This window comes from Rubrimonas sp. (genome assembly GCF_036788415.1).
Lineage (GTDB): Bacteria > Pseudomonadota > Alphaproteobacteria > Rhodobacterales > Rhodobacteraceae > Rubrimonas.
Window position 1 is genome coordinate 1 of the sequence record NZ_DAIQNN010000233.1, and the last position, 1,926, is coordinate 1,926.

Sequence of the window (1,926 nt, forward strand, 5' to 3'; positions counted from 1 at the left end):
GCGATGTCGCGCAAGCGCAGCCCCTACCGCTCGCTGCGCCGGCTCGCCGAATACGCCGTCGAGCTGGCCGGGGCCGAGGCCGCCTGATGGCCGCCGCAACCGACGACCGCCCGGTCATCGCCGTCACCGGCGCGCGCAAGGGCATCGGGCGTTTCCTCGCCGAGCGTTTTCTGGAGCGCGGCTGGCGCGTGGTGGGTTGCTCGCGCGACGGTAGCGACCTCGCTCACCCGGATTACGCCCATTTCGAACTCGACGTCGCCGACGAGCCGGCGGTCGCGCGCATGATGCGCGCCGTCGCCAAGAGCCACGGTCGGCTCGACGCGCTGCTGAACAACGCCGGCATCGCCTCGATGAACCACGCGCTGCTGACGCCGGGGATCACGGTCGAGCGCATCTTCCGCACCAACGTCTTCGGCACGTTCCTGTTCTGCCGCGAGGCCGCCAAGCTGATGGGCCGGCGGAAATACGGTCGGATCGTCAACTTCGCCACGGTCGCGACGCCGCTGAAGCTCGAGGGCGAATCCGCCTACGCCGCGTCCAAGGCGGCGGTGGTCTCGTTCACCCAGGTGCTCGCCTACGAATTCGCGCCGCTCGGAATCACCGTGAACGCCGTCGGCCCGACGCCCGTGCCGACCGACCTCGTCGGCGCAGTGGCGCAGGACAAGATGGACGCGCTGATCGCCCGCCAGGCGATCCGGCGCTACGGGACGATGGAGGACGTGCTCAACGTCTGCGACTTCTTCCTGCGGCCCGAATCCGATTTCGTGACCGGCCAGACGCTTTATCTCGGCGGGGTCTCGGTCCCGTGAGCGGGGGCGCGGCGACGGGGCGGGACGCGCTCGCGCTGCCCTTCGCGGGGTTCGGCGACGCCGTCGCGATCGTCGACCCCGACGGCCGCGCCGCGACCTACGCCGAGCTCGCGCGCGGCGTCGAGGAGCGCCGCGCCCAGCTGCGCGCGGCGGGCCTGCGGCCGGCGCAGGCCGTCCTGCTCGAGGGCGATTACGGGATCGAGGCCTGCGCATGGCTGTTCGCGCTCTGGCGCGAGGGCTGCGTCGTCGTCCCCGTGACGCCGGGCGCCGCCGCGCCCGCCGGGACCTACGCCGCGGTCGCGGACGTCTCGTGGCGCCTCGACGCCGCGAGCGGGCGGATCGAGGCCGCGCCGGGCGCCTCCGCGCCCCCGCTCTACGCCCGGCTCGCCGAGACGGGCGCGCCGGGGCTCGTGATCTTCTCCTCGGGCACCAGCGGGGTCCCCAAGGGCGCGCTGCACGACGTCACCCGGCTCGCGAGCAAGTTCGCCCGCGGCGGCAAGGCCATGCGCACGCTCGGCTTTCTGCTCTTCGACCACATCTCGGGCGTCGACACGCTGCTCTACACGCTGTTCTCGGGCGGCACGCTGGTCTGCCTGCCCTCGCGCAATCCGGCGGTGGTCTGCCGCACGATCGCGGCGCATCGCGTCGAGGTGCTGCCGACGGCGCCGACTTTCCTCAACATGCTGCTGATGTCCGAGGAGCTCGACCGCCACGATCTGAGCTGCCTGAAGATCGTCACCTATGGCGGCGAGACCATGCCGCAGGGCGTGCTCGACCGCGTCGCCGAGGCGTTCCCGCAGGCGCGGATCGTCCAGAAATACGGCGCGTCGGAGTTCGGCGCGCTGCGCGCGCGCAGCGCGGGCGACGCCTCGCGCTGGATCTCGTTCGACCCGCGCGAGGTCGCCTGGCGGGTGCGCGACGGGCTGCTCGAGCTGCGCGTCGCGACGGCGATGCTCGGCTATCTCAACGCGCCCTCGCCCTTCACCGAGGACGGCTGGCAGCGCACCGGCGACCGCGTCGAGGTTGAGGGCGATCGGCTGCGCATCCTCGGTCGCGACAGCGACCTGATCAATGTCGGCGGGCAGAAAGTGTTCCCCGCCGAGATCGAGGACGCGCT

The 1,926-nt window shown here is 72.3% G+C and carries 2 protein-coding genes; both read left to right on the forward strand.

Annotated features, from left to right (window positions below; translation table 11 throughout):
• The first annotated feature begins 86 nt into the window (after window positions 1-86).
• Window positions 87-809 (forward strand): SDR family NAD(P)-dependent oxidoreductase, encoded by a 723-nt coding sequence (locus tag V7Q31_RS19005; RefSeq protein WP_333835402.1) that lies wholly within the window; start codon window positions 87-89, stop codon window positions 807-809.
• On the forward strand, window positions 806-1,926 hold a 1,121-nt coding region (locus V7Q31_RS19010; protein WP_333835403.1), incomplete at its 3' end, for a class I adenylate-forming enzyme family protein. The genes V7Q31_RS19005 and V7Q31_RS19010, both read left to right, overlap by 4 nt.